The 2,326-nt window shown below is 65.0% G+C and carries 4 protein-coding genes and 1 pseudogene; all 5 read left to right on the top strand.

Going from position 1 to position 2,326, the window contains the following annotated elements:
• The first annotated feature begins 3 nt into the window (after window positions 1–3).
• Window positions 4–78: a pyrroloquinoline quinone precursor peptide PqqA gene (gene pqqA, locus ADADOO_RS12715; protein ID WP_141353941.1), complete on the top strand. Its 75-nt coding sequence runs from the start codon at window positions 4–6 to the stop codon at window positions 76–78.
• A 51-nt stretch (window positions 79–129) separates the two neighbouring features.
• Entirely contained in the window at window positions 130–1,050 is a 921-nt protein-coding gene (gene pqqB, locus ADADOO_RS12710; protein ID WP_511277873.1) for a pyrroloquinoline quinone biosynthesis protein PqqB, read from the top strand.
• A gap of 13 nt (window positions 1,051–1,063) precedes the next feature.
• Window positions 1,064–1,867: a pyrroloquinoline-quinone synthase PqqC gene (gene pqqC / locus ADADOO_RS12705; RefSeq protein WP_511277872.1), complete on the top strand. Its 804-nt coding sequence runs from the start codon at window positions 1,064–1,066 to the stop codon at window positions 1,865–1,867.
• Window positions 1,867–2,142, top strand: a complete 276-nt coding sequence (gene pqqD, locus ADADOO_RS12700) for a pyrroloquinoline quinone biosynthesis peptide chaperone PqqD (RefSeq protein ID WP_511277871.1) — start codon at window positions 1,867–1,869, stop codon at window positions 2,140–2,142. The genes pqqC and pqqD overlap by 1 nt, the downstream gene beginning before the upstream one ends.
• Window positions 2,139–2,326 (top strand): annotated as a pseudogene (locus tag ADADOO_RS12695) (pyrroloquinoline quinone biosynthesis protein PqqE); the annotation flags it as partial. The gene pqqD and the pseudogene ADADOO_RS12695, both read left to right, overlap by 4 nt.

Here is a 2,326-nt window from a genome sequence, read left to right as displayed (position 1 = left end):
TAAATGAAATGGGAAACCCCGACCGCTTGTGACTTCCGCTTCGGCTTCGAAATCACGATGTACATCGCCGCCCGCTAAGGGACGCGCCGCCATCCCGGCTCCGGCCGGGATGGCGGTTCCAAAACAATCATGAAACTGATCATTCTCGGCGCCTCGGCCGGCGGCGGCTTCCCGCAGTGGAACTGCAATTGCCACAATTGCGCCGGCCTGCGCGACGGCAGCGTCCGCGCCAAACCGCGCACCCAGTCATCAATCTGCGTCAGCACCGACGACGGCCAGGACTGGGCCCTGCTCAACGCCTCGCCCGACATCCTGCAGCAGATCAAGGCCACCCCCGAATTACAGCCGAACCGCGCCCTGCGCGACACCGGCATCGGCGGCATCCTCCTCGTTGACGGCCAGATCGACCACGCCACCGGCCTCTTCATGCTGCGCGAGCAGAAGGCCAAGATGCCCGTGTGGTGCGCCGGGCCGGTCTACGAAGATCTGACCACCGGCAACCCGATACTGCGCGTGCTGGAACATTTCTGCGGCGTAGACCACCACGAGCTTCCGCTTGACGGCACGCCCTTCGCCATGCCCAAGGTGGCCGGCCTCGACTTCTCGGTCATGCCGCTGTCCAGCAAGGCGGCACCCTATTCGCCGCACCGCGAAGCCTCGGTCGATGGCGACAACGTCGGCGTCAGCATCACCGACCAGCGCAGCGGCCACAAGCTGTTCTACGCCCCCGGTCTCGGCGCTCGCACGCCGGCAGTCCACGCCCGCATGGCCGAAGCCGATTGCGTGATGGTCGACGGCACCTTCTGGACGGACGACGAAATGATCGTCGCCGGCCTGTCCGCGAACACCGCCCGCGACATCGGCCACCTGCCCCAATCCGGCCCCGGCGGCATGATGGACTGGCTGGACGAGCTACCAAAACACGTGCGCAAGATCCTCATCCACATCAACAACACCAATCCCATCCTCGACGAAAACTCGCCGCAGCGCGCCGAATTGACCCGGCGCGGCATCGAGGTCGCCGAAGACGGCGCCCGCATCACCATTTAAACGAGAGATAACCATGATCCGAGCCGACATCCTTGCCGAATCCCACGACGCCGACGACGGCCGCCCGGCCTGGAGCCGGGAAGAATTCGAAGCGCAGCTGCGCGAGAACGGCAAGGCCTACCACATCCACCATCCGTTCAACGTCATGCTCAACACCGGCCACGCCACGCCCGAGCAGATTCGCGGCTGGGTCGCCAACCGCTACTACTACCAGATCGCCATTCCGGTGAAGGACGCGGCGATCATGGCCAACTGCCCGGACCGCGAAGTGCGCCGCGGCTGGGTGCAGCGCATTCTTGACCATGACGGCTTCGAATACGGCCTGCCGAATGGCGAAAAAATGGTCGACGCTGGCGGCATCGAAGCGTGGATACGCCTCGGCGAATCCGTCGGCCTGACCCGCGAGGAAATCGTCGATCTGCGCCATGTCCTGCCCGGCGTCCGCTTCGCCGTCGACGCCTACATCAACTTCGCCCGCCGCGCCCCGTGGCAGGAGGCTGTCTGCTCGTCGCTGACCGAACTGTTCGCCCCGGTCATCCACCTCCAGCGCCTCGCCACCTGGCCCGGCCACTACCCGTGGATCGAGTCATCCGGCCTGCAGTATTTCCGCAACCGCACCAGCCAGGCCCCGCGCGACGTGATCCAGGGCCTCAATGTCACGCTTGACTACTTCCGTACCCGCGCCATGCAGGAACGCGCCGTGCAGATCCTCAAGTTCAAGCTCGACATCCTGTGGGCGATGAACGACGTCATGGGCCAGCACTACGGCACCAACGGCATCACCGGCAACATCGACGCCGAACGGAAAGTCGCCTGATGGACGGCACGCCGCGCCTCGGCCACGGCTTCCGCTTTCAGTGGGAGCCGGCGCAGGAATGCTACGTGCTGCTCTACCCGGAAGGCATGATCAAGCTCAACCAGAGCGGCGGCGAGATCCTCGCCCGCTGCGACGGCCTGCGCAACATAGCGGCCATCGTCGCCGACCTTGAAGCAGCCTTTTCATCCAGCGGCTTGCGCGGCGACGTCGAGGCCTTTCTCGCCATGGCGATCGAAAAACGCTGGCTGCGCCTCGATAGCGGGGCCAAGGCATGAACGCCCCGGCCAAAATCGGCCCGCCGATGTGGCTGCTCGCCGAAGTCACCTACCGCTGCCCGCTGCACTGCGTGTTCTGCTACAACCCGGTCGATTTCGCCAAACACGAAGTCGAACTGAGCACCGACGACTGGCTGCGCGTCCTGCGCGAAGGGCGCGAACTGGGCGCCGTGCAATGCGGTTT

It is taken from the genome of Azonexus sp., from assembly GCF_036170495.1.
GTDB lineage: Bacteria > Pseudomonadota > Gammaproteobacteria > Burkholderiales > Rhodocyclaceae > Azonexus.
This window is presented reverse-complemented; position numbering and strand designations above follow the sequence as displayed.

Coding starts and splice junctions, on each gene's coding strand:
- pqqB (WP_511277873.1), top strand. CDS start 130: ATGAAACTGATCATTCTCGGCGCCTCGGCCGGCGGCGGCTTCCCGCAG.
- pqqC (WP_511277872.1), top strand. CDS start 1,064: ATGATCCGAGCCGACATCCTTGCCGAATCCCACGACGCCGACGACGGC.
- pqqD (WP_511277871.1), top strand. CDS start 1,867: ATGGACGGCACGCCGCGCCTCGGCCACGGCTTCCGCTTTCAGTGGGAG.